Origin of the sequence: Nocardioides sp. Soil805 (assembly GCF_001429625.1) — a bacterium.
GTDB lineage: Bacteria > Actinomycetota > Actinomycetes > Propionibacteriales > Nocardioidaceae > Nocardioides.
This window is the reverse complement of the sequence record NZ_LMSU01000001.1, coordinates 610,299-631,579: the sequence shown is the minus strand read 5'-3', so window position 1 is coordinate 631,579 and position 21,281 is coordinate 610,299. Positions and strand designations below refer to the sequence as shown.

Here is a 21,281-nt window from a genome sequence, read left to right as displayed (position 1 = left end):
TCCCGCGTGGTCCGGTGGTCCCATGAGCGAGCTGACGCCGTACCTCTGCGTGTCCGACGCCCGCGCGGCCATCGACTGGTACGTCGACGTGCTGGGCGCCGAGGTGACCTACGAGCCGATCGTCATGGACGACGGGCGCGTCGGGCACGTCGAGCTGGCCGTGGACGGGGCCGGCTGGATGATGTCGGAGGAGTTCGAGACCGCCGGGGTGGCCGCCCCCGACCCCTCGCGGGGAGCCGCCGTCTCCTTGCACCTGACCGTCGGCGACGTGGACGCGGTCTGCGAGCGGGTGCGCGCTGCCGGTACGCCGCTGGACCGGGGCCCCGAGGACTCACCGCCGGCCGGCAGGGTGGCGGTCTTCCGCGACCCCTTCGGCCACCGCTGGTTCCTCGACCAGCCGCTCGGCTGACGAGTGTGCGTGGATGCACCGGTCCGTCGACCGTTCCGGTGCATCCACGCACACTCGACGTCGCTCGCCGGCTCCGCTCCCGCGTGCCGCGTGCCGCGTGCCGCGTGCCGCGTGCCGCCGGCGTCAGTCGCCGACCCCGCGCGCGTGCAGCGCGTCACCGGTCTCGCGGGCCCGGGCCACCACGCGGATCACGAGCGGGGTGAGCCGCGCACGCGGTGACCGCTCCAGGCCCCGGGCCACCGCGGCGTCGCGGGCCTCGGCGGCGAGGCTGAGGGTCGAGGGGATCGCTCGCAGCATCAGGGAGAACGCGAGCCCGACCGACTCCGGGTCGACGCCGAGCCGTCGGAAGGGACGCAGCCCGTGGACCACGGCGTCCATCACCTCGTCGACGGGGGTCGTCACCGTGAGCGTGGTGGCGAGGAGGACCAGGGCGACCAGGTCACCCACCACCTCCACCGAGCGCGGCCACCCGCTCTGCCAGGCCGTCCAGGCACCCAGCACGGCGGCCATGACCAGCAGGCCGCGCATCGCCCGCAGCGTCACGCCCAGCCGGGCGCCGGACCACACCAGCAGCGCGGCCGCCGCGATCACGAACACCACGGCGGACATCGGTCCGCTGGCGACGACCACGACGACGCTGGCCAGCATCAGCGCCAGCAGCTTGGTCCCGGCCCGCTGTCGGTGGAGGAAGGTGTCCCCGGGCCGGTGGATCCCGAGCAGGTCGGCGTTCATGCGGTCGCCCGGTAGCTGGAGACGACGTCCTCGGCGGCGCCGTCGTGCTCGATCCGCCCGTTCCGCACCAGCAGCGCACGGTCGCAACGCGCCGCCAGCTCGAGGTCGTGGGTGACCAGTACGAGCTGCTGGGGGAGGGCGAGCAGCAGGTCGCCGATGCGGCGGCTGTTGCCCAGGTCGAGCAGGGTCGTCGGCTCGTCGGCGACCAGCACGCTCGGGGCGGTGGCGAGCACCCCGGCCAGCGCCAGCAGCTGGCGCTCGCCGCCGGACAGGCCGTGCACGCTGCGGTCCCCGAAGCCCGCGAGCCCGAAGTCGGCCAGCACCGCGTCGGCCGCGGCCAGCCGGTCGACCTTGTCGCGATGGGTACGCCGCAGCGACAGCGCCACGTCCTCGCGCGCGGTCGGCATCACCAGCTGCGCGGCGGGATCGGTGAAGACGAAGCCGACGCGGCGGCGCACCTCGCGACCGGACCGGGCGACGTCGAGGCCGTCGACGAGAACGCGGCCGGTGGTCGGCGTCACCAGGCCGTTGAGCAGCCGCGCCAGGGTCGACTTGCCGGAGCCGTTGGGCCCGACGAGCGCGATCCGCTGCTCGGTGAGCGACAGCGACGTCTCGTGGAGGACCGGGACGTCGCCGTCGTGCGTGGGGAACCGGACGGTGACCTGCTCCAGGGAGATCGCACTCACGTGGCGAGCGTGCCCTCCGGCTGCTCCTGCGTCGAGTCCGCGCGCGTCGGGCGGCCGAGGAGGTCGGGGAAGGCGCGGTGGACGGCGGTGGCGACCAGGGCCATGGCGACGTTCTTGATGATGTCGCCGATCCAGAAGATCTTGTCGACGTCGAAGGCCTGCGCCCACGTCAGGTCGGCCCGCAGCACGAGACCGGCCATGCCGAGCGTGTGGATGCAGACCGCGGAGCTGAAGAGCCCCGCCGCGAAGATCGCCGGCACGCTGACCAGCGAGCGCCGGGGGAGCCGCTCGACGATGAAGCCGCAGAGCGCCGCGGCCAACGGGAAGCCGACCAGGTAGCCGGCGGACGGGCCGGTCAGCACCGCGAGGCCGGCCGCGCCGCCGGAGAAGACCGGCAGTCCGGCCGCACCCGCGACGACGTACAGCAGGACGGCCAGGAAACCGCGTCGCATGCCGAGCACGGCTCCCGAGAGGAGCACGGCGAAGGTCTGGAGGGTGATCGGCACCGGGGTGCCGACCGAGAGGGCGGGGAGGAGGGCGCAGACGGCGATGAGGGCGGCGAAGGCCGCGATCAGGGCGATGTCGGTGCCGGCGCGGCGAGTCTGCATGGGGGTTCCTTCGGCGTACCTGAACGGTGGTCAGTTGAACGGTGTTCAGGTTAGGGTGACACGTGTACGACGTCAACGCGGTCCCGCGACGGGTCCGTCCGACCAGGCGAGGAGGGGGAGCGTCCTTGCGCCACCATCGGGACGACATCGTCGAGCGGGCCGTCCGGGTGCTCGACGACTACGGACTCGCCTCCCTCACGATGCGCCGGCTCGGCTCGGAGCTCGGCCTGCAGGCGAGCGCGATCTACCACCACTTCCCGAGCAAGCAGGCTCTGCTGGCCGCCGTGGCCGACGAGATCCTCGCCCGTGGCCGCCGTCCCCGCGCGGGCGGCGCGTGGGACGACCTCCTCGTCGAGGCCTGCTACGAGCTGCGGGACGCGATGCTGGCCTACCGCGACGGCGCCGACCTGGTGGCGACGGTCTACGCCTTCGGCCTCGGTGCGCAGGGGCCGGCCGACGAGCTCGAGGACATCCTGGAGACGGCCGGCTTCGACGAGTCGCTGGTGGGGGTGGGCGCGCGCACGCTGCTGCACTTCGTCTTCGGCCACACCTTCGAGGAGCAGACGGCGTTGCAGGCCGAGAGCGCCGGCGCCGTCGCCGGGGCGGCGGCCGACGACCGGAGCGCTGACCGCACGGGCGACTTCGACCTCGGTCTCGGTCTCGTGCTCGACGGTCTCGGCGTGCACGCGCCGGCGAGCCGGCGCGTCAGGGGCTGAGGTCCACCTCGGCGCCGTGCAGCTCCGCGAGCAGCACCGCGCCGGCGAGGTCGAGCCGGGTCCGCTGCAGCCGGGCGGAGGCCAGGTCGACGCCGTCCAGCGACGCGCCGCGCAGGTCCGCCTTCGCCAGGTTCGCCTCCCGCAGCGTCGCCCGATCGAGCCGGGCGTTCCTCAGCGAGGTGCCGGTGAGGTCGCTCAGCGACAGGTCGGCCTCGCGCAGGTCGACGCCCGCGAGGTCGAGGCGGGCGAGGTTGGTGCCCCGGATCGTGACGCCCTGCCACTGACCGCCCCGCACCGTCATCGGTCGCATGACGCACTCGGAGAACACGGTGCCGACCAGCTTGCACCCGTCGAACGTGACGTCGAAGAACTTCGAGCGGCGCACGTCGCACGCCACGAACGCCGTGGACGTGTGGGTGGACGAGCTGAAGAGGCACTGGTGGAAGGTGCACCGGTCGAAGACGGCCCCGGAGGTCGTGGCCTCGCTGAGGTCGACGCCGGTGAACGTGCACTCGGTGAAGCGCGCGGCGCCCAGCTCGTCGCCGTACCAGTCGTCGTCGCGGAAGTCGCGGCCACTGGCCTGCATCGGCTCAGGCATCGTGGACCGCGGCGGCAGTGGGACTCGTCACCCGCGCCACGCTAGCCCGCTGCCGGCACGGGCGGCGCCGGTAGGGTCGGGGCGTGATCGCGTCCCATGCCCACCGCTTCATCTTCCTCAAGACTCGCAAGACGGCGGGCACGAGCGTCGAGATCGCGTTGTCGAAGGTCTGCGGCCCGGACGACGTGATCACCCTGATCAGCCCCGAGGACGAGCAGCTGCGTGCGGCCGCCGGGGGCCGGGGCCCGCAGAACTTCCAGTCCCCACCGCTGCCGCGCAAGGCCTTCAACCACATGAGTGCCCGCCTGGCCCGTGACGTCGTCGGCCTCGACGCGTGGCGCGACTACTACACGTTCGCGATCGAGCGGAACCCGTGGGACGCGGTCGTCTCGCTCTACTACTGGAAGTACAAGGACCGCGACGAGCTGCCGGACTTCGACACCTACGTCTCGGAGGAGTGGATCGAGCAGCTGGCCAACAACCGCCGCATGTACCGCATCCGCGGGCGCCTCGCCGTCGACCGGGTGCTGCGCTACGAGCACCTCGCCACCGAGCTCGCCGAGGTCTGGGACCACCTCGGCCTCCCCGGCGAGCCCGACCTCCCACGCGCGAAGGGCCACGCACGTCCGGCCGGGCACTACCGCGAGCTCTACTCCGACACCTCCCGCGAGCGCGTCGGGCTCGTCTTCGCCGACGCGATCGAGGCCTTCGGCTACGAGTTCTGAGCCCGGGCCTCACCCTCGACGACGGCGAGCAGCCGCTCGCACTCCTCGACGAGTGCGCGCCGCAGGGGAGCGCCCCGCTCGGCGAACGAGCGCTGCTCCCGCACGTAGGCCGCCTTGCCCTCCGGGGTCTCGATGCGCACCGGCTCGAAGCCGAGGTCCGCGAGGTCGTACGGCGCGGCCCGCATGTCGAGCTCGCGGATGTCGCGGGCGAGCTCGAAGCAGTCGGCGACCAGGTCCGAGCTGATCATCGGCGTGAGCCGGAAGGCGTGCTTGTAGAGGTCCATCCCCGCGTGCAGGCACCCCGGCTGCTCGTACGACGCACGGTCGTCGCGCCCGGGCTGGAGCGCGTTGAGCGGTCGTGCCGCGTCCGTGAAGAAGCGGAATGCGTCGAAGTGGGAGCACTGGACCTTGTGCGACTCGACCACGGTGTCGGTGCCCGTCGACCCGAGCCGCAGGGGCCAGTCGTTGTGGCGCACCTCGTCGGGCGACTGCCGGTAGACCATGGCCCACTCGTGGAGGCCGAAGCAGCCGGTGTGCGCCGGCCTCGACTCGGTGGCCCGCAGGAGGTTGGCCAGCCCGCGCAGCAGCGGCGCCTGCGAGGCGACGTACGCACCGGTCACGGCGCCCGCCTCGTAGCCGCGCAGCCCGTCGTACTCCGGCGCGTCGGCCAGCCGCACGCCGTACCCGGGGTGCCAGCGCCGCAGCTGGGCGGGGCGCTGGGAGTAGTAGGTGAAGAGGAAGTCGTGGACCGGGTGCTTCACGCCGCCGGCCCGGCGGGACAGGTGCGGCCTCAGGTGGGCGTCGACGCGAGCGGCATGGGCGTCCACGCGCGGGAGCCACGTTCCCCGCTCCAGCACCTGCTCCTGATCCACGACCTGCACGCAGGACAGGGTAGGTCGCTCGGTGGCACACTCGAGAACCGACGGCAGGCCATCACGGGAGGCGCCATGACGGGCTCGACATCCGTGGGCGAACAGCTCGCCCGCGCGGTCGCGGCGAAGGACCGCGCCGCCTTCGCCCGCATCCTCGCCGACGACGTGGACTTCCTGGGCCTGACCCCGCGCCGGGCGTGGGAGGCGACCGGACCGGCGGCCGTGGCCGCGGTGTACTTCGACCACTGGTTCGAGCCGAGCGACACCATCCAGGCACTCGTCGAGGTCACGACCGGGGACGACGTCGCCGACACCCAGCACGTCTCGTACCGTCTCGACCTCGTCAACGACGACGGCGAGCAGGTCGCCGAGCAGCAGGCCTACTTCCGCACGACCGCTGGTCGGATCAGTCATCTGCGGGTCCTCTGCTCCGGCTTCCGCCCGCGCACCTGACGCCGCGCACCTGACACCGCGCGCCGAGCGGCGTGCCCCGGGAGGACTGGCCCGTCCGGGCCTTACCGGGAGGCGCCGCCGCGAGGAGACTGGGGCGATGGAGGACCACGGGGTCGCGCTGGAGCGCGCCCACACGCACGCCCTGGCCTGGCTAGTCTCCCTCGGCACGCGTCCGGTGCCGGCGAGCGCCTCGATCGAGGACGTGGTGGCTCGGCTCGGCCCGGACCTCCCGGACGGCCCCAGCGATCCCGCGGAGGTCGTCGACCTGCTCGCGGTCGCCTGCGAGCCGGGGCTCACGGCGATGCCGTCGGGACGGTTCTTCGGGTTCGTCATCGGCGGCACCCACCCGGCGGCCCTGGCGGCGGACTGGTTGACCAGCGCCTGGGACCAGAACTCGGGCCTGCGGCGGATCACGCCCGCGCACAGTGCGGTCGAGGACGTCGCCGAGCGGTGGCTGGTCGACCTGCTGGGGCTGCCGGAGGGCAGCGCGGTCGGCTTCGTCACGGGCGGGACGATGGCCAACTTCACCTGCCTCGCCGCCGGCCGGGACGCCGTCCTGCGTGAAGCGGGGTGGGACGTGGCCGAGCGCGGCCTGGTCGGGGGTCCGGGCGTGCGGGTGCTGGTCGGTGCCGAGCGGCACGACACGGTCGACCTCGCCCTGCGCTACCTCGGGCTCGGCGCGCCGGAGCCGGTGGCGGTCGACGGCGAGGGGCGCATCGACCCGACCGCCCTCGCGAGTGCCCTCGAGGACGGGGACGAGCGGCCCACGATGGTCGTGCTCCAGGCGGGCAACGTCCACTCGGGTGCGTTCGACCCCTTCGCCGAGGCGGTCCCGCTCGCCCACGAGCACGGCGCGTGGGTGCACGTCGACGGCGCCTTCGGCCTCTTCGCGGCCGCCTCGGGCACCCACCGCCACCTCGTGGCGGGCTTCGAGGCCGCCGACTCGTGGGCCACCGACGCCCACAAGACCCTCAACGTCCCCTACGACTGCGGGCTCGCGATCGTGCGGGACCGCGCCGCGCTGCGCGCCTCCATGGGCATGCACGGCGACTACCTCATCCACGACGAGGCGGGGGAGCCGTTCGACAAGGTGCCCGAGATCAGCCGCCGGGGCCGGGCGTTCCCGGTGTGGGCGGTGCTGCGTGCGCTGGGCCGCGACGGCGTCGCCGACCTGGTCGACCGGCTCTGCACCCACGCGACCGCGCTGGCCAAGGGCATCGGCGACATCGAGGGTGCCGAGGTCCTCAACGACGTGGTCTTCACCCAGGTGTGCGCCGCCTTCGGCGACGACGACCACACGCAGGCCGTGGTGCAGGCGATGCTGGACGACGGCACCGCCTGGATGACCGGCTCGCGCTGGCACGACCGGGCCGTGCTCCGGGTGTCGGTCAGCAACTGGTCCACGAGCGAGGACGACGTGGAGCGCAGCCTCGCTGCGTTGCGGGAGGCGGCCGGCCGTTAGGCTCGCCGCGTGCGCATCGCCAGATTCACCACCGGAGAAGAGCCCATGTACGGCGTCGTCACGGGGGAGGTCGACGAGTACGGCCAGCCGGCCGACGACACCGTCGTCGTGGCCCTCGCCGGGGACCCTCTGTACGTCGGCGTCAAGCTGCTGGACCAGCAGTACCGGCTCGAGGACGTCCGCCTCCTCGCGCCCGTGCTGCCGCGCAGCAAGGTCGTCGGCATCGGTCGCAACTACGCGGCCCACGCCGCCGAGATGGGCAACGACCTGCCCGCCGAGCCCCTGATGTTCCTGAAGCCCAACACCAGCGTGGTGGGCCCGGGTGACCCGATCTTCTACCCGCGCCAGACGCAGGACCTGCACTACGAGGGCGAGCTCGCGGTGGTCATCGGGCGCATCTGCCGCGACGTCCCGCCGGAGCAGGCCACCGACGTCATCCACGGCTACACGATCGCCAACGACGTCACCGCCCGTGACCTGCAGAAGAGCGACGTGCAGTTCACCCGTGCCAAGGGCTTCGACTCCTTCTGCCCGCTCGGCCCGTGGATCGAGACCGACCTGGACCCGCAGGCCTTCGTCGACGGCGTCCGGATCCAGACCCACGTCAACGGCGACGTGCGCCAGGACGGCACCACGGCCGACCTGATCTTCGACATCCCGACGCTGATCGCGCACGTGTCCAGCGTCATGACGTTGCTGCCCGGCGACGTCATTCTCACCGGCACCCCGGAGGGTGTCGGTCCCATGGAGGTCGGCGACGAGGTCGAGGTCTCGATCGCCGGCATCGGCACCCTCGTCAACAAGGTGGCACAGCGATGAGCAACCAGACCCCCGTCCGCGTCCGCATGGCGCCGTCCCCGACCGGCAGCCCGCACGTCGGCCTGGCCCGCACCGCGCTCTACAACTGGGCGTTCGCGCGTCACCACCAGCGCCACGGTGCCGGCGGCACGTTCGTGTTCCGCATCGAGGACACCGACAAGGAGCGCAACACCGCCGAGTCCTACGACTCGCTGCTCGACCTCATGCAGTGGCTCGGCCTCGACTGGGACGAGGGCCCGCTCAAGGGCGGCGACCTCGGCCCCTACCGCCAGTCCGAGCGCGGCGACATCTACGCCGACGTGCTCGCCCGGCTGCGGGCGTCGTCGTACACCTACGACTGCTTCTGCACGACCGACGAGGTCACCGCACGCCGCAAGGCCTCCGGCTCCAAGGTCATGGGGTACGACGGCTTCTGCCGCGAGCTGACCGACGAGCAGGTCGACGCCTTCCGCAGCGAGGGCCGCGAGCCGGTCGTCCGCTTCCGGATGCCCGACGGCGAGATCACCTTCACCGACCTGGTCCGCGGTGACATCACCTTCCAGACCGAGTTCGTGCCCGACTACGCCCTGGCCCGCGCCAACGGCGACCCGCTCTACACCCTGACCGCGCCGGTCGACGACGCGACGATGCGCATCACCCACGTCCTGCGCGGCGAGGACCTGCTGTCCAGCACGCCGCGCCAGGTGGCGCTGTTCGCGGCGTTCAAGGCGATCGGGCTCGCCGAGGAGACCCCGCAGTACGGTCACCTGCCCTACGTCATGGGGCAGGGCAACAAGAAGCTCTCCAAGCGCGACCCCGAGGCGCACATGGAGCTCTACCGGGAGCAGGGCTTCCTGCCCGAGGGACTGCTCAACTACCTCGCCCTGCTCGGCTGGTCGATCGCGCCCGACCGCGACGTCTTCACCCTCGACGAGATGGTGGACGCGTTCGACATCAAGGACGTCAACCCCAACCCGGCGCGCTTCGACCTCAAGAAGGCCGAGGCCATCAACACCTCGCAGCTGCGGCTGCTGCCGCTCGACGAGATCACCGAGCGCTGCCTGCCCTTCCTCGAGAGGGCCGGCGTCCTCGACCCCGCGAACCTGCCTGACCGGCAGCTGCTCGACCAGGCCATGCCGCTGGTGGGGGAGCGCATCAACAAGCTCACCGAGGTCGTCGACATGCTCGGCTTCCTGTTCGTCGACGACGCGGACTTCACCCGCACCGACGACCTCGACGACGCAGGCCGCGACGTCGTGCAGGCGGCGTACGACGCCCTGTCGGCCATCGAGTCCTGGAGCACCGCCGAGATCGACGAGGCGCTGCGCAAGGCCCTGGTCGAGGACCGGGGACTCAAGCCGCGGGTCGCGTTCGGCCCGGTCCGGATCGCCGCGACCGGCCGCAAGGTCAGCCCGCCGCTGTTCGAGTCCCTGGAGCTGCTGGGCCGCGAGCGTGCGCTGGCCCGGCTGCGCGACGCGCTGCCCGCCTGACGGACACAGCCGTGCCCGAGGAGCGCCCGGACGAGCTGGGCTACCACCTGGTCCACCGGCTCGGCCGCCGCGGCGCGTGGCGCCCCATCCTCGGCGTCGTGCTGCTCGTCGTGGGGCTCTTCGTGCTCTCCCCGCTGCTGTGGCAGCTGCCGTACGTCGCGTGGATGCTCGCCACGGGACGGTCCGTGGGGGAGGGCATGGACCGCCTCCTCGACCTCGAGAACCCGACCCCGGCGGGACTGGCCTACGTCAACGTCGTGCTGGCCTCCGCCATCCCGATCACCTGGCTGCTGACCCGGTGGCTGCACGGGCTGCGGCCGGGCTGGCTGGCATCCGTGGCGGGGCGGATCCGCTGGCGCTTCCTGCTGGCCTGCGTCGGCATCTCGGTGGTGGCGCTCGTCGCCACCGTCGTGGTGAGCGCCTTCGTGCCGCAACCGGCCGGCGCCGAGATCGGCGCCGAGCCCAACCCGTTCACCAGCACCACCCGCGACTTCCTGCTCGTGATCCTGCTGCTCACGCCCCTGCAGGCAGCGGGGGAGGAGTACGCCTTCCGCGGTTACCTCCAGCAGGCGTTCGGCGGGCTGTTCGGCTCCCGCGTGTTCGCCGTCGGACTGTCCTCCCTGCTCTTCGCGCTGGCCCACGGCCTCGGCCAGAGCTGGCCGGTCTTCGTGGACCGGCTGGCGTTCGGCCTGGTCGCCGGCGCGCTGGTCATCCTCACCGGGGGCCTCGAGGCCGGCATCGCCATGCACGTGCTCAACAACTGGCTGGCCTTCGGCCTCGCCCTGGCCTTCACCGACATGGCCAGCACCCTCAACCCCACCGGCGGCACCTGGTGGAGCCTGCCCGGGACCCTCACCCAGTCGCTCGTCTACCTCGTCCTGGCGACCTGGACGGCCCGCCGGATGGGGCTGTCGAGCACGGTGTCGAGGGGCGTTTTGGAGGGGCCGCGCCGATCCGTGTAAGGTCTCTTCTCGGTCCGGATGACTCGTCGGAAGGGCCCAGAAGTAGTAAGTCAGTGGGATATGGTGTAATTGGCAACACGACTGGTTCTGGTCCAGTTATTCTAGGTTCGAGTCCTAGTATCCCAGCGGATTCCGGCCGTCAGGCAGGGATTTGGAACCGATCCGCAAGTGTGGATAGAGTTCCGATCGCTTCGCAAGAAGCGTGCGTTTGCCCCCGTTGTGTAGCGGCCTAGCACGGCGCCCTCTCACGGCGTTAGCGCCGGTTCGAATCCGGTCGGGGGTACAACACCGAAGGGCCCTTCCCGCAGAGATGCGGGGAGGGCCCTTCTGCATGTGCGGGTGCGCGTCAGCGGATGCCGTCGCTCAGCAGTCCGTCACCGCTCCGGTGAGTGCCGTGACGGCCGAGGTCAGCGCCTGCCGGGCCGTGCGTACGTCGGACAGCGTCGCGGCCGACGGGTCCTCCGCCGCGGCCTCGAGGCTCTTCGTGAGCCCCGACACCGCCTGGTCGACATCCGAGACCTCCGGGCCGTACGCGTCCTGCGCGTCGTCGATGAGCGTGCTCACGTCCGTGCGGACCTGGTCGACCTGGTCCTGCAGCGAGGTGAGCACGTCGGCGTCGACAGTCACCTCGGTGATGCCGGCGACCGACGTGCGCAGGGCGTCGACGTCCGAGCAGACCTGGGCGTTGTTGTTGCTCCCGTCCCCGCCGCCCTCGTCGCCGTCGTCGCCGCAGGCACCCACGAGCAGGGTCGCCAGCACCGCGGAGGCGACGGCCAGCTGGTGGGCAGGGTGGCGGGAGCGGCGGCGACGGATCATGTCCCGAGGGTCCACGCGGGGCTGCGGCGGTGCATCACCCGTCACGGGTGAGCTGCCGGGGATGGGTGCCATGCCGCAGCGGTGTCCGATTCCCGCTGGATCGCGGACGCCGTCTCGGCCAGACTCGACCCTGTGAACACCGCGACCCGCCTGGCCCTCCTCGACCCGGAGTCCTGCTACCGCGCGGTCAAGAGCCGGGACCGTCGCTTCGACGGGGTGTTCTACACCGCGGTGCGTACGACGGGCATCTACTGCCGGCCCAGCTGCCCGGCCCGGACCCCGGCGCTGGCCAACGTCACCTTCCACCCGACCGCCGCGGCGGCGCAGTCGGCCGGCCACCGGGCGTGCAAGCGCTGCCTGCCCGACGCCACCCCCGGGAGCCCGGACTGGGACGTCGCCGCCGACGTCGCCGGACGGGCGATGCGGCTCATCAGCGACGGGGTCGTCGACCGCGAGGGCGTGGAGGGCCTCGCCCGGCGCATCGGCTACACCTCCCGCCACCTCGGTCGCCTGCTGACCCGGGAGCTCGGCGCCCCGCCCCTCGCCCTGGCCCGGGCGCGGCGGGCCCAGACCGCCCGGGTCCTGATCGAGACGAGCGAGATGTCGCTGACCGACGTGGCCTTCGCGGCCGGGTTCTCCAGCGTCCGCCAGTTCAACGAGACGGTGCGCGAGGTCTACGCCCAGAGCCCCAGCGAGCTGCGGGGGCGGCGTACCCGCTCCACCACCCGCGGTGCCGTGACGATGCGCCTGGCCGTCCGCACCCCCTTCGCCGGACGCCGCCTCCTGGACTTCCTCGCCTACCACCTCGTGCCGGGCGTGGAGGTGGCCGGACCCGGGTGGTACGCCCGCACCCTCGACCTCCCGCACGGTCCGGGGACCGTGCGCCTCCAGCTCGCCGACGCCACGGTCGCCGGGCAGACGGCCTTCGTCACCGCCCTGTTCTCGCTGCACGACCTGCGCGACACCACGGCAGCCGTGGAGCGCGTACGCCGCCTGCTCGACGCCGACTGCGACCCGGTGGCCGTCGACGACCACCTCGCCGACGACCCGGTCATCGGTCGCCTCGTGCGAGCCACCCCGGGCCTGCGGGTGCCGGGACAGGTCGACGGGGACGAGACCGCCGTGCGCACCGTGATCGGGCAGCAGGTCAGCGTGACCGGCGCCCGCACCGTCACCGGTCGCATCGTGGCCGAGCACGGCCGTCGCATCGAGACCGACGTCCCCGGGCTGACGCACCTGTTCCCGGACGCGGTCACGCTGGCGCAGGTCGACCCGGAGGTCCTGCCGATGCCGCGCGCGCGGGGTCGGGCCCTGGTCGGCCTGGCCGCCGCGCTCGCCTCCGGACACGTGGCCCTCGACCGCGGACCCGATCGCGACGACGTGCGCCGTGCCCTCCTCGAGCTGCCCGGCATCGGCCCCTGGACCGCGGACTACGTGGCCATGCGGGCGCTGGGACATCCCGACGTCTTCCTGCCCACCGACCTTGCGGTGCGCAACGTCCTGCGCGACCTCGGTGGCACTGCCGACGTCGGGCAGTGGCGGCCGTGGCGCTCCTACGCCCTCATGCACCTGTGGAACACCCTGATGCCCGACACCCCCGCTCCGGAGGAGACCTGACATGTGGACCGTGATGTCCTCGCCCATCGGCGACCTGCGCATCATCGAGCGCGACGGTGCGATCAGCGCCATCGAGTTCACACCGTTCCGCCCACCCGCGGACGGGCGTCCCCTCGGCGCGCGCGGTGACGACCAGCCGTTGCTGGCCGAGGCGGTGCGCCAGCTCACGGCGTACTTCGAGCGCGACCTCACCGAGTTCGACCTGCCGCTCGACCCGCAGGGCAGCGACTTCCAGCGACGGGTCTGGGACCAGCTGCGCACCATCGGCTACGGCGACACCGCATCGTACGGCGAGGTCGCCGGCCGGCTGGGGATGACCAACGCCGCGTCGCGCGCCGTCGGGCTGGCCAACGGGCGCAACCCGATCCCGATCGTCATCCCGTGCCACCGCGTGATCGGGGCCAACGGCACCCTCACCGGCTACGCCGGGGGGCTGGAGCGCAAGCAGACCCTGCTCAGCCTCGAGCAGGCCGCGCTCTTCTGACGCGGACGGACCTCACTCCGCGGCGGCTCGCCGCAGGGACTCCGAGAGGCGCTCGGCCGCGGCGAGCACCGCGGGCGCGTGCATGCGACCGGGCTGCCGGGAGAGCCGCTCGAGCGGACCGGAGACGGAGACCGCGGCGATGATCTTGCCGCCGGGGGAGCGGACCGGGGCGGACACCGACGCGACGCCCTGCTCGCGCTCGCCGATCGACTGGGCCCAGCCCCGGCGCCGGATGCCGGACAGGGCGGTGGCGGAGAAGGCGGCGTTCTGCAGGCCGCGGTGCATGCGCTCGGGGTCCTCCCACGCGAGCAGCACCTGGGCGGCCGAGCCCGCGCGCATGGTCAGCTGGGAGCCGACCGGGATGGTGTCGCGCAGCCCGGAGGGACGTTCGGCCGCGGCGACGCACACGCGGTGCTCGCCCTGGCGGCGCCAGAGCTGGGCGGACTCGCCGGTGATGTCGCGCAGTCGTGCGAGCACGGGACCGGCGGAGGCGAGCAGGCGGTCCTCGCCCGCGGCGGCCGACAGCTCGGCCAGCCGCGGTCCGAGCACGAAGCGGCCCTGCATGTCGCGGGCCACCAGTCGGTGGTGCTCGAGGGCCACCGCGAGGCGGTGGGCCGTGGGGCGGGCGAGACCGGTGCCGGCGACCAGGCCGGCGAGGGTGGCCGGCCCCGACTCGAGGGCCGAGAGCACGAGGGCCGCCTTGTCGAGCACGCCGACTCCGCTAGAGTTGTCCATATGGCAATACTGCCGTCTCAGATCATGGGACGCAAGCGGTAGTGTCGGAGACCACCACCGGGAGCCCCACCCAGGACCCCGGACCACCCCACGTGTCGCGAGCACCCACCGCCGTACGCGATCACCACGAAGGAGAGCACGTCATGGGCAAGACCTTGGCCGAGAAGGTGTGGGACGAGCACGTCGTCCGCAGTGCCGAGGGAGAGCCTGATCTCCTCTTCATCGACCTGCACCTCATCCACGAGGTGACCTCGCCGCAGGCCTTCGACGGGTTGCGTCTCGCCGGGAGGCAGGTGCGTCGCCCGGACCTCACGCTGGCCACCGAGGACCACAACGTCCCCACCCTCGACTGGGACAAGCCGATCGCCGACCCGGTGAGCAAGACCCAGGTCGACACGCTGCGCAGGAACGCCGCCGAGTTCGGCGTGCGCCTGCACCCGCTCGGTGACGTGGAGCAGGGCATCGTGCACGTCGTCGGCCCCCAGCTCGGCCTGACCCAGCCCGGCATGACGATCGTGTGCGGCGACTCGCACACCTCGACCCACGGCGCCTTCGGCGCGATCGCGTTCGGCATCGGCACCTCCGAGGTCGAGCACGTGCTCGCCACCCAGACGCTGATGCAGGCGAAGCCGAAGACGATGGCCGTCACCGTCAACGGCTCGCTGCCCGAGGGCGTGACCGCCAAGGACCTCGTGCTGACCCTCATCGCCCACACCGGCACGGGCGGGGGACAGGGCTACATCGTGGAGTACCGCGGACCGGCCATCGAGGAGCTCTCCATGGAGGGCCGGATGACCGTGTGCAACATGTCCATCGAGTGGGGCGCCAAGGCCGGCATGATCGCGCCCGACCAGACGACCTTCGACTACATCGAGGGCAAGCCCGAGGCCCCGACGGGCGCGGACTGGGACGCGGCGCTCGAGCACTGGCGCAGCCTGCGCACCGACGACGACGCCGAGTTCGACAAGGAGATCGTGCTCGACGCGAGCGAGATGACCCCGTTCGTCACGTGGGGCACCAACCCCGGCCAGGGCGTGCCGCTCGGCGCGAGCGTCCCCAGCCCCGACGACTTCGACGAGCCCAACGACAAGGTCGCCACCGAGAAGGCCCTGGAGTACATGGGCCTCGAGGCCGGCACCCCCATGCGCGACATCAAGGTCGACACCGTCTTCGTCGGCTCCTGCACCAACGGGCGCATCGAGGACCTCCGGCTGGCCGCCGAGATCCTCCAGGGCCACACCGTCGCCGACGGCACCCGCCTGCTCGTCGTACCCGGCTCGGTGCGGGTGCGGCTCCAGGCGCAGGAGGAGGGACTCGACCGGGTCTTCCTCGACGCCGGCGCGGAGTGGCGCGGTGCGGGCTGCTCGATGTGCCTGGGCATGAACCCCGACCAGCTCGCCCCGCAGGAGCGCAGCGCGTCCACGTCCAACCGCAACTTCGAGGGCCGTCAGGGCAAGGGGGGACGCACCCACCTCGTCTCGGTCCCCGTCGCCGCGGCCACCGCGATCCGCGGGACCCTGTCGTCCCCCGCCGATCTCACGCCGATCGGGTGAGGGACGAACCCGATCGGAAGGCGGGAGATTGAGCAGCGGGACGGCTGAGCCCGCGAAGCCGTCACCCGCGTGTCGAAATCCTCATATCCAGGAGTCAGATCACATGGAGCCCTTCACCACCCACACCGGCGTCGGCGTGCCGCTGCGACGCAGCAACGTGGACACCGACCAGATCATCCCGGCCGTCTACCTCAAGCGGGTCACGCGCACCGGCTTCGAGGACGGCCTGTTCGCGGCCTGGCGCGGCGACGAGTCGTTCGTCCTCAACCAGCCGGAGTACGCCGCGGGCACCGTGCTCGTCGCCGGCCCTGACTTCGGCACCGGGTCGTCACGCGAGCACGCCGTGTGGGCCCTGCAGAACTACGGCTTCAAGGCGGTCATCTCGGCCCGCTTCGCCGACATCTTCCGCGGCAACTCCGGCAAGTCCGGCCTGCTCGCCGCGCAGGTGGACGAGAAGGTCGTGCAGCGGCTGTGGGACCACCTCGAGCAGCACCCGGGAGCCACGGTCACGGTGGACCTGGAGTCGCGCACCGTGCGTGCCGGTGAGGGTCCGGAGGCGATCGAGGACTCCTTCGACATCGACGACTACACGCGGTGGCGGCTGCTCGAGGGCCTCGACGACATCGGCATCACGCTCGGGCACGACGCCGACATCGCGGCGTACGAAGCGACGCGGCCGAGCTGGAAGCCGGCGACGCAGCACGCCTGATCGACACTGCTTCCTGCACGCCACGGGCCGGAATCCCCCAAAAAACAAGGGGAAAACCGGCCCGTGGTGATTGTGACGCACGCCACGTGTGCCTAGCGTGCCAAGCAATGGGTCGGGCACGGGCTCGGCGCTGGAGTTCATTGGAAGGGAAGACAGTGAACAAGACTCAGCTCATCGACGCGCTGGCCGCGCGTTACGAGGGGAACCGCAAGCAGGCGGCGCACGCGCTCGACTCCGTGCTCGACACGATCACGCGCGAGGTCGCCAAGGGGGAGAAGGTCGCCATCACCGGCTTCGGCTCCTTCGAGAAGGCCGTGCGCAACGCGCGCTGGGTCCGCAACCCGCAGACCGGTGAGCGGATGAAGTCCAAGAAGAAGGCCGTGCCGAAGTTCTCGCCGGGTCAGGACCTCAAGAACATCGTCTCGGGCGCCAAGAAGCTCCCCAAGCTGACGGCGGCCACCATGCCCAAGCCGCCGTCGGTGCGCACGGTCGCCGCGGTCGCGACCGGCACGGCCGCGGCCGCTGCCAAGCGCGCGACGCCCGGCTCGAGGTCGACGTCCTCGAAGTCGGCTGCGTCCAAGACCGCTGCCAAGACCACTGCCAAGAAGGCTCCAGCCACGAGGTCGACCGCCACCAAGGCCCCGGCCAAGAAGTCCTCGACGAGGTCCACGTCGTCGACGGCCACCAAGGCGCCCGCCAAGAAGGCCGCCACGAAGAAGAGCACCACCAAGGCGACAGCGGCCAAGAAGAGCACGCCCGCGAAGTCGACGGCCTCGAAGTCGACGGCGTCCAAGTCGGCCGCGTCGAAGTCGACGGCGTCCAAGTCGGCCGCGTCGAAGTCCACCGCTTCGAAGTCGACCGCGTCGAAGTCCACCGCGAAGAAGACGGCGGCCAAGAAGTCCTAGCCGCTCCTCCTCGTGCGGCGGCGGGTCACCCCAAGGGTGGCCCGCCGTCGGCGTCCCCGGGCTGTGGCTGCGTCGACATCGCGTCCTCGGTGTGGGCGCCGACGCCCAGCACCAGCGCGCCCCCGAGGTCGCCGAGGTCGTCGACGTCCAGTCGCAGCGTCCGCACGGGTGCCACCACCTCGCGGGCACCGGCCCGGAGGTGCCGCGCGGCCGAGTCGGGCCCGAAGTGCGGCTCGAAGCGGTCGGGGGGAGCGGCGTACGTCGTGGTGCCCGTGCCGGCGGCGTCGCGGACGAAGGTCGGTCCGGAGACCTCCTGCAGCGCCGAGGCCAGCTCGTCCGGCACCAGCGCAGGGAGGTCGGCGCACAGGGCCACCGGCGTGGCGCCGGGCCAGCGCCGGTCGGCCTCGGCAGCGGCCTGGCGCAGGGTGGCGTTGAGGTCCTCGCCCGCCCCGTCGGGGATCACCTCGCACCCGTCCTGCGCCAGCTCCCGGGCGAAGCGGAAGTCGTCGGTGACGGCGAGGACGGCGACGACGCCCGGCGTACGACGCGCGGCGGCCGCCGTGTCGCGTGCGAAGGCGGCCGCGAGGTCGCGGCGCTGGGCGTCGGGGAGGCCGCGCAGGCGGGACTTCCCCAGGGCCGGCGGCTTGACCGGGAGGATGACGACGAAGGAGGCGGCAGACATCGCCGTGATCCTGTCACGGGGCGAGTAGCCTGCGGGTCGACGATCAGAGAGGTGGACGAGGGTGTCGGTCAGGAAGCTGCAGTCGCGGCGTGGTTGGGCGGTCGCGTTCGCGGCCTCCGTGATCAAGCCGACACTGCTGGGCGCGACGTCCCGGACGTGGATCGACGGCACCCGGATCCCGGCCGAGGGCGGGTGCATCGTCGTCGCCAACCACCTTTCCCACCTCGACCCGCTGCTCACGGCGCACTTCGTCTACGACCACGGACGCATCCCGCGCTACCTCGCCAAGTCGAGCCTGTTCCGCACCCGCTTTGTCGGCACCGTGCTGACGTCCGCGCAGCAGATCCCGGTGGAGCGCCTGACCCGCAACGCCATCGGTGCGTACGACGCCGCGGTGCGCGCCGTCCACGACGGCGAGTGCGTCGTCGTCTACCCGGAGGGGACGCTGACGCGCGACCCCGACCTGTGGCCGATGAAGGGCAAGTCCGGGGCCGCCCGCATCGCGCTGGCCACAGGGGCGCCGGTGATCCCGATCGGGCACTGGGGTGCGCAGGACGTGCTGGCGCCGTACTCCAAGCATCCGCACCTCGTGCCGCGCAGGCACGTGGTGATGAAGGCCGGGGGCCCCGTCCAGATCGACGACCTGCGAGCCCGCCCCCAGACCGCCGAGGTCGTCACCGAGACGACCGAGCGCATCATGACCGCCATCACCGACATCGTCGCCGAGCTGCGCGGCGAGCAGCCGCCGGCCGAGCGGTTCGACCCCCGTGCCAAGGGCGTCCGCCCGATCGGCGACCCCAACAAGAAGGATCGTGGATGACCAAGGTCGCAGTCTTCAGTGCCGGCTCGTGGGGGACCGCCTTCTCGGTCGTGCTCGGCGACGCGGGCAACGAGGTGGTGCTGTGGGCACGCCGGGACGAGGTCGCGGAGGCGATCAACACCAAGCGCGAGAACACCGGCTACCTGCCCGGCATCGAGCTCCCGGCCAGCGTGCGCGCCACGACCGACGCGGCCGACGCGGCGGCCGACGCGGACGTCGTCGTGCTCACGGTCCCGTCGCAGACCCTGCGCGCCAACCTCACCGAGTGGGCACCGCTCATCCCCGAGAAGGCCGTGCTCGTCTCGTTGATGAAGGGGGTGGAGCTCGGCACGCTGGACCGGATGAGCGAGGTCATCGCCGAGGTCACCGGCGCCGGTCCGGAGCGCATCGCGGTCGTCAGCGGCCCCAACCTGGCCAAGGAGATCGCTCGTCGCGAGCCCGCCGCCTCGGTGGTCGCGTGCGCCGACGAGGACGTCGCCCGACGGCTCCAGGGGCTGTTCCACACCGCGGCGTTCCGGCCCTACACCTCCACCGACGTGCTGGGCTGCGAGATCGGCGGTGCCTACAAGAACGTCGTCGGCCTCGCGGTCGGCATGGCTGTCGGGCTGGGCTTCGGCGACAACACCACCGCGTCCGTCATCACCCGCGGCCTGGCTGAGACGGCCCGGCTCGCGATGGCCCAGGGCGCCAACCCGCTGACCCTGATGGGCCTCGCCGGGCTCGGTGACCTCGTGGCCACCTGCTCGTCGCCGCTCTCGCGCAACCGCACGTTCGGCGAGAACCTCGGCAAGGGCATGACCGCCGAGGAGATCTACGCCTCCACGAGCCAGGTGGCCGAGGGCGCCAAGTCCTGCAAGTCGTTGCTCGCCCTGGCCCGCGAGAGCGGCATCGACGCGCCGATCGCCGAGCACGTCGACGCGGTCATCGACGGTCGGATCACGGCGCTGGAGATGATGAACGCCTTCATCGCCCGCGACACCAAGGCCGAGACGGACTGACCGAGCGGGCACTTCCTTACAGCTGGGATGTACCGAGCGGGCACTTTCTTGCACGTGGCGTACGCCGACCGGGCACTTACGTGCGGCTGGGATGCGCCGAGCGGGCACTTCAGTGCAGGTAGGAAGTGCCGAGCGGGCACCTTCATGCACGTGGCGTACGCCGACCGGGCACTTCCTTGAGCTGGGATGTACCGAGCGGGCACTTCCGTGCACCTGAGGTACGCCGACCGGGCACGTCGGTGCGCTTTGCCCTCAGGCCTGCGGTCAGGAAGTGCCCGGTGGGCGGTGTGCAGGTGTCACGAAGTGCCCGGTGGGCGGTGTGCAGGTGCCAGGAAGTGCCCGGTCGGTCAGCCGACGCAGCCGTCCAGCGCGACCCGCAGGTCGTTCCAGAGGTCCTCGACGTCCTCGACGCCGACAGAAAGCCGGACCAGCCCCTCGGGCACGGTGGCCGACTCGGTCTTCCAGCGGCGTCTGCGCTCGAAGGTGGACTCCACCCCGCCGAGCGAGGTGGCGTGCACCCAGAGCTTCGTCTTGTGGGTGAGCAGGTCGGCGGCCATCGCACCCTGGGCGAGCACGATCGAGACGATCGCCCCGAAGCCGGGGTAGCGGACCTCACCGACGGCAGGGTGCTCGCCGAGGCGGCGGACCAGCTCCTGGGCGTTGGCCTGCGCGCGCTCGACGCGCAGGTGCAGGGTGCGCAGGCCGCGCAGCACCAGCCAGGCCTCCAGGGTGCCGGGTACGGCGCCGAGCAGGTCGCGGCGGCCCTTGAGGACGGCGAAGAGCTCGTCGTCGCGGGTGCAGATGGCTCCGAGCAGCACGTCGCTGTGCCCGGCGAGGAACTTGGTGGCCGAGTGGACGACCAGGTCGACGTCGTCGGCCAGCGGGGTCTGCAGCAGGGGAGTGGCGAAGGTGTTGTCGACGACGACGTACGCCCCCGCCTCGTGCGCGGCGGCCCGGATGGTCGGGATGTCGGCGAGCTCGAGGCCCGGGTTGGTGGGGGACTCCAGCCACACCAGGGCCGCGTCGTCGCAGGCCGCGACGACGGCCTCGGTGTCGGTGATGTCGACCAGCTCGGCGCGGATGCGACCGCGGGACTCGAGGTCGGCGAGCTGCATGATCGTGCCGTTGTAGGCGCCCCGCGGGGCGACGACCTTGGCGCCGTTGCCGACCAGGTCGAGCACCGTCGAGACGGCCGCGAGGCCGGAGGAGAAGGTGAGGCAACGCCCGCCCTCGAGGGCTCCGATCGCCTCCTCGAGCGCGGTCCACGTGGGGTTGCCGTAGCGGCCGTACTCGAGGTCGCCGCCCGCGACGTACGTGCTCGCCATCGTGATCGGCGTGTTGAGCGGAGCGTCCGGGACGTGCGCCGGACGCCCGGCCGTCACGGCGATCGTGGCGGGACTGAGGATGGGCTCGGGGCTGGTCGGGGTGGGCGGGTCGAGTGCCATGCGGGC

Annotated in this window: 24 protein-coding genes, 2 tRNA genes and 1 pseudogene; 17 read left to right on the top strand and 10 right to left on the bottom strand. The window is 72.2% G+C overall.

Translation table 11 applies throughout. From position 1 onward, the window contains the following. Positions 1-22 precede the first annotated feature (22 nt). Positions 23-409: a VOC family protein gene (locus tag ASG94_RS03160; protein WP_056924954.1), complete on the top strand. Its 387-nt coding sequence runs from the start codon at positions 23-25 to the stop codon at positions 407-409. 123 nt (positions 410-532) lie between these two features. On the opposite strand, the gene ASG94_RS03155 is transcribed toward ASG94_RS03160, so the two are convergent. Genes ASG94_RS03155 through ASG94_RS03145 form a run of 3 tightly spaced genes read right to left on the bottom strand, consistent with a single transcriptional unit; the run spans position 533 to position 2,435 of the window. After that, positions 533-1,141: a CbiQ family ECF transporter T component gene (locus tag ASG94_RS03155; RefSeq protein WP_056924953.1), complete on the bottom strand. Its 609-nt coding sequence runs from the start codon at positions 1,139-1,141 to the stop codon at positions 533-535. Beyond that, positions 1,138-1,827: an energy-coupling factor ABC transporter ATP-binding protein gene (locus ASG94_RS03150; protein ID WP_056924952.1), complete on the bottom strand. Its 690-nt coding sequence runs from the start codon at positions 1,825-1,827 to the stop codon at positions 1,138-1,140. The genes ASG94_RS03155 and ASG94_RS03150 overlap by 4 nt, the downstream gene beginning before the upstream one ends. Next, a complete protein-coding gene (locus ASG94_RS03145; RefSeq protein WP_056924951.1) occupies positions 1,824-2,435 on the bottom strand; it encodes a biotin transporter BioY in 612 nt (203 codons plus the stop codon). Before ASG94_RS03145 ends, ASG94_RS03150 begins: the two co-directional genes overlap by 4 nt. A gap of 125 nt (positions 2,436-2,560) precedes the next feature. Here ASG94_RS03145 and ASG94_RS03140 point away from each other — a divergent pair, with 125 nt between their 5' ends. Beyond that, a complete protein-coding gene (locus ASG94_RS03140) occupies positions 2,561-3,151 on the top strand; it encodes a TetR family transcriptional regulator (RefSeq protein WP_056924950.1) in 591 nt (196 codons plus the stop codon). Here ASG94_RS03140 and ASG94_RS03135 read toward each other — a convergent pair. Then, entirely contained in the window at positions 3,141-3,749 is a 609-nt protein-coding gene (locus tag ASG94_RS03135) for a pentapeptide repeat-containing protein (RefSeq protein WP_056924949.1), read from the bottom strand. The genes ASG94_RS03140 and ASG94_RS03135 overlap by 11 nt on opposite strands. A gap of 83 nt (positions 3,750-3,832) precedes the next feature. Here ASG94_RS03135 and ASG94_RS03130 point away from each other — a divergent pair, with 83 nt between their 5' ends. Then, complete coding sequence (locus ASG94_RS03130; RefSeq protein ID WP_056924948.1) at positions 3,833-4,474, top strand: hypothetical protein; 642 nt, start codon at positions 3,833-3,835, stop codon at positions 4,472-4,474. On the opposite strand, the gene ASG94_RS03125 is transcribed toward ASG94_RS03130, so the two are convergent. Beyond that, on the bottom strand, positions 4,462-5,355 hold the full coding sequence (locus ASG94_RS03125) for a 3-methyladenine DNA glycosylase (protein WP_235537105.1): 894 nt from the start codon (positions 5,353-5,355) through the stop codon (positions 4,462-4,464). The genes ASG94_RS03130 and ASG94_RS03125 overlap by 13 nt on opposite strands. Before the next feature lie 66 nt (positions 5,356-5,421). On the opposite strand from ASG94_RS03125, the gene ASG94_RS03120 reads away from it, so the two are divergent. The 7 genes from ASG94_RS03120 (at position 5,422) to ASG94_RS03090 (ending at position 10,794) form a co-directional block, all read left to right on the top strand. Next, positions 5,422-5,799 (top strand): nuclear transport factor 2 family protein, encoded by a 378-nt coding sequence (locus ASG94_RS03120; RefSeq protein ID WP_156411392.1) that lies wholly within the window; start codon positions 5,422-5,424, stop codon positions 5,797-5,799. Between the two features lie 97 nt (positions 5,800-5,896). Continuing rightward, positions 5,897-7,261, top strand: a complete 1,365-nt coding sequence (locus ASG94_RS03115) for a pyridoxal phosphate-dependent decarboxylase family protein (RefSeq protein WP_056924946.1) — start codon at positions 5,897-5,899, stop codon at positions 7,259-7,261. 9 nt (positions 7,262-7,270) lie between these two features. Next, positions 7,271-8,080, top strand: coding sequence for a fumarylacetoacetate hydrolase family protein (locus ASG94_RS03110; RefSeq protein WP_056924945.1), 810 nt, complete (start codon positions 7,271-7,273; stop codon positions 8,078-8,080). Beyond that, positions 8,077-9,549, top strand: coding sequence for a glutamate--tRNA ligase (gene gltX, locus ASG94_RS03105; protein WP_056924944.1), 1,473 nt, complete (start codon positions 8,077-8,079; stop codon positions 9,547-9,549). The genes ASG94_RS03110 and gltX overlap by 4 nt, the downstream gene beginning before the upstream one ends. A gap of 11 nt (positions 9,550-9,560) precedes the next feature. Further along, positions 9,561-10,511, top strand: a complete 951-nt coding sequence (locus ASG94_RS03100; RefSeq protein WP_056924943.1) for a CPBP family intramembrane glutamic endopeptidase — start codon at positions 9,561-9,563, stop codon at positions 10,509-10,511. A 54-nt stretch (positions 10,512-10,565) separates the two neighbouring features. After that, positions 10,566-10,637 (top strand) — tRNA-Gln (locus tag ASG94_RS03095). Between the two features lie 84 nt (positions 10,638-10,721). Continuing rightward, positions 10,722-10,794 (top strand) — tRNA-Glu (locus ASG94_RS03090). A gap of 80 nt (positions 10,795-10,874) precedes the next feature. Here ASG94_RS03090 and ASG94_RS03085 read toward each other — a convergent pair. Beyond that, entirely contained in the window at positions 10,875-11,327 is a 453-nt protein-coding gene (locus tag ASG94_RS03085) for a hypothetical protein (protein WP_056924942.1), read from the bottom strand. A 132-nt stretch (positions 11,328-11,459) separates the two neighbouring features. Here ASG94_RS03085 and ASG94_RS03080 point away from each other — a divergent pair, with 132 nt between their 5' ends. Both ASG94_RS03080 and ASG94_RS03075 read left to right on the top strand, forming a co-directional pair. Then, positions 11,460-12,944: an AlkA N-terminal domain-containing protein gene (locus tag ASG94_RS03080; RefSeq protein WP_056924941.1), complete on the top strand. Its 1,485-nt coding sequence runs from the start codon at positions 11,460-11,462 to the stop codon at positions 12,942-12,944. Position 12,945: 1 nt separating this feature from the next. After that, a complete protein-coding gene (locus tag ASG94_RS03075; RefSeq protein WP_056924940.1) occupies positions 12,946-13,428 on the top strand; it encodes a methylated-DNA--[protein]-cysteine S-methyltransferase in 483 nt (160 codons plus the stop codon). A gap of 12 nt (positions 13,429-13,440) precedes the next feature. Here ASG94_RS03075 and ASG94_RS03070 read toward each other — a convergent pair whose 3' ends face one another. Beyond that, the gene (locus tag ASG94_RS03070; protein WP_056924939.1) at positions 13,441-14,163 is read right to left on the bottom strand and encodes an IclR family transcriptional regulator; all 723 of its coding nucleotides are present in this window, start codon (positions 14,161-14,163) and stop codon (positions 13,441-13,443) included. Positions 14,164-14,306: 143 nt separating this feature from the next. Between ASG94_RS03070 and leuC the strand changes: the two genes are divergently transcribed. The 3 genes and pseudogenes from leuC to ASG94_RS22625 all read left to right on the top strand — a co-directional run. Continuing rightward, the gene (leuC, locus tag ASG94_RS03065; protein ID WP_056924938.1) at positions 14,307-15,716 is read left to right on the top strand and encodes a 3-isopropylmalate dehydratase large subunit; all 1,410 of its coding nucleotides are present in this window, start codon (positions 14,307-14,309) and stop codon (positions 15,714-15,716) included. Positions 15,717-15,819: 103 nt separating this feature from the next. Continuing rightward, positions 15,820-16,425, top strand: coding sequence for a 3-isopropylmalate dehydratase small subunit (gene leuD, locus ASG94_RS03060; protein WP_056924937.1), 606 nt, complete (start codon positions 15,820-15,822; stop codon positions 16,423-16,425). 107 nt (positions 16,426-16,532) lie between these two features. Continuing rightward, a pseudogene (locus tag ASG94_RS22625) lies at positions 16,533-16,835 on the top strand (HU family DNA-binding protein); the annotation flags it as partial. On the opposite strand, the gene ASG94_RS22620 reads toward ASG94_RS22625, so the two are convergent. Together ASG94_RS22620 and cofC are read right to left on the bottom strand one after the other, a co-directional pair. Then, positions 16,826-17,269 carry a hypothetical protein gene (locus ASG94_RS22620; RefSeq protein WP_442938477.1) on the bottom strand — a complete coding sequence of 148 codons (444 nt, stop codon included), beginning with the start codon at positions 17,267-17,269 and terminating at the stop codon, positions 16,826-16,828. The pseudogene ASG94_RS22625 and the gene ASG94_RS22620 sit on opposite strands and share 10 nt — an antisense overlap. An 86-nt stretch (positions 17,270-17,355) precedes the next feature. Next, on the bottom strand, positions 17,356-18,012 hold the full coding sequence (gene cofC, locus ASG94_RS03050) for a 2-phospho-L-lactate guanylyltransferase (protein WP_082623893.1): 657 nt from the start codon (positions 18,010-18,012) through the stop codon (positions 17,356-17,358). Positions 18,013-18,073: 61 nt separating this feature from the next. On the opposite strand from cofC, the gene ASG94_RS03045 reads away from it, so the two are divergent. Both ASG94_RS03045 and ASG94_RS03040 read left to right on the top strand, forming a co-directional pair. Then, entirely contained in the window at positions 18,074-18,832 is a 759-nt protein-coding gene (locus ASG94_RS03045; protein ID WP_056924935.1) for a lysophospholipid acyltransferase family protein, read from the top strand. After that, positions 18,829-19,830 carry an NAD(P)H-dependent glycerol-3-phosphate dehydrogenase gene (locus tag ASG94_RS03040; RefSeq protein ID WP_056924934.1) on the top strand — a complete coding sequence of 334 codons (1,002 nt, stop codon included), beginning with the start codon at positions 18,829-18,831 and terminating at the stop codon, positions 19,828-19,830. The genes ASG94_RS03045 and ASG94_RS03040 overlap by 4 nt, the downstream gene beginning before the upstream one ends. A gap of 347 nt (positions 19,831-20,177) precedes the next feature. On the opposite strand, the gene ASG94_RS03035 is transcribed toward ASG94_RS03040, so the two are convergent. Continuing rightward, the gene (locus ASG94_RS03035) at positions 20,178-21,275 is read right to left on the bottom strand and encodes a trans-sulfuration enzyme family protein (RefSeq protein ID WP_056924933.1); all 1,098 of its coding nucleotides are present in this window, start codon (positions 21,273-21,275) and stop codon (positions 20,178-20,180) included. Between the last annotated feature and the right edge of the window lie 6 nt (positions 21,276-21,281).

Excerpts from the sequence above, each read along its gene's own strand:
- ASG94_RS03075 (WP_056924940.1), top strand. The coding sequence starts at position 12,946 with ATGTGGACCGTGATGTCCTCGCCCATCGGCGACCTGCGCATCATCGAG.
- ASG94_RS03135 (WP_056924949.1), bottom strand. The coding sequence starts at position 3,749 with ATGCCTGAGCCGATGCAGGCCAGTGGCCGCGACTTCCGCGACGACGAC.
- leuD (WP_056924937.1), top strand. The coding sequence starts at position 15,820 with ATGGAGCCCTTCACCACCCACACCGGCGTCGGCGTGCCGCTGCGACGC.
- ASG94_RS03115 (WP_056924946.1), top strand. The coding sequence starts at position 5,897 with ATGGAGGACCACGGGGTCGCGCTGGAGCGCGCCCACACGCACGCCCTG.
- ASG94_RS03120 (WP_156411392.1), top strand. The coding sequence starts at position 5,422 with ATGACGGGCTCGACATCCGTGGGCGAACAGCTCGCCCGCGCGGTCGCG.
- leuC (WP_056924938.1), top strand. The coding sequence starts at position 14,307 with ATGGGCAAGACCTTGGCCGAGAAGGTGTGGGACGAGCACGTCGTCCGC.
- ASG94_RS03040 (WP_056924934.1), top strand. The coding sequence starts at position 18,829 with ATGACCAAGGTCGCAGTCTTCAGTGCCGGCTCGTGGGGGACCGCCTTC.
- ASG94_RS03160 (WP_056924954.1), top strand. The coding sequence starts at position 23 with ATGAGCGAGCTGACGCCGTACCTCTGCGTGTCCGACGCCCGCGCGGCC.
- ASG94_RS03035 (WP_056924933.1), bottom strand. The coding sequence starts at position 21,275 with ATGGCACTCGACCCGCCCACCCCGACCAGCCCCGAGCCCATCCTCAGT.
- ASG94_RS03145 (WP_056924951.1), bottom strand. The coding sequence starts at position 2,435 with ATGCAGACTCGCCGCGCCGGCACCGACATCGCCCTGATCGCGGCCTTC.
- ASG94_RS03070 (WP_056924939.1), bottom strand. The coding sequence starts at position 14,163 with ATGGACAACTCTAGCGGAGTCGGCGTGCTCGACAAGGCGGCCCTCGTG.
- gltX (WP_056924944.1), top strand. The coding sequence starts at position 8,077 with ATGAGCAACCAGACCCCCGTCCGCGTCCGCATGGCGCCGTCCCCGACC.
- cofC (WP_082623893.1), bottom strand. The coding sequence starts at position 18,012 with ATGTCTGCCGCCTCCTTCGTCGTCATCCTCCCGGTCAAGCCGCCGGCC.
- ASG94_RS03155 (WP_056924953.1), bottom strand. The coding sequence starts at position 1,141 with ATGAACGCCGACCTGCTCGGGATCCACCGGCCCGGGGACACCTTCCTC.
- ASG94_RS03085 (WP_056924942.1), bottom strand. The coding sequence starts at position 11,327 with ATGATCCGTCGCCGCCGCTCCCGCCACCCTGCCCACCAGCTGGCCGTC.